Origin of the sequence: Burkholderia guangdongensis (genome assembly GCF_013403875.1) — a bacterium.
Taxonomy (GTDB): domain Bacteria; phylum Pseudomonadota; class Gammaproteobacteria; order Burkholderiales; family Burkholderiaceae; genus Burkholderia; species Burkholderia guangdongensis.
Genome location: NZ_JACBNX010000056.1, coordinates 1 through 623, shown reverse-complemented (window position 1 = coordinate 623; position 623 = coordinate 1). Strand labels below are relative to the sequence as shown.

The following is a 623-nucleotide window of genomic DNA, read 5'->3' as shown; positions in this document are numbered from 1 at the left end:
ACGAACGTGAATCTCGGCGCGAACCCGTTGACGATGAACAACGCGACGAACGGCACGTTCGGCGGTTCGATCGGCGGGACCAGCGGCGTGACGTTGAACGGTCCGGGCACCGAAACGCTGACGGGTGCGAACACGTACACCGGCGGCACGACGATCAACGGCGGCACGCTGGCGATCGGCACGGGCGGCAGCCTGGCATCGACCAGCCCGGTCGATCTGGCGGGTAACGGCGCGACGTTCGACATCAGCAACGCAACGACGCCGCAAACGATCGGCACGCTGACGGGCGTCGGCGGCACGAACGTGAATCTCGGCGCGAACACGCTGACGATGAACAACGCGACCAATGGCACGTTCGGCGGTTCGATCGGCGGCACGGGTGGCGTGACGCTGAGCGGCCCGGGCACGGAGACGCTGACCGGCGCGAACACCTACACGGGCGGCACGACGGTGAACGGCGGCACGCTGGCGATCGGTACGGGCGGCAGCCTGGCATCGACGGGCGCGGTCGATCTGGCCAACTCGGGCACGACGTTCGACATCAGCAACGCGACGGCGCCGCAAACGATCGGCACGCTGACGGGCGCGAATGGCACGAACGTGAATCTCGGCGCGAACGCGCT

Annotated in this window: 1 protein-coding gene; it reads left to right on the top strand. The window is 68.1% G+C overall.

From position 1 onward, the window contains the following. Positions 1-623, top strand: a 623-nt coding sequence (locus HZI36_RS26640; protein WP_179405661.1) for an autotransporter-associated beta strand repeat-containing protein, incomplete at both ends; no start/stop codon positions are given.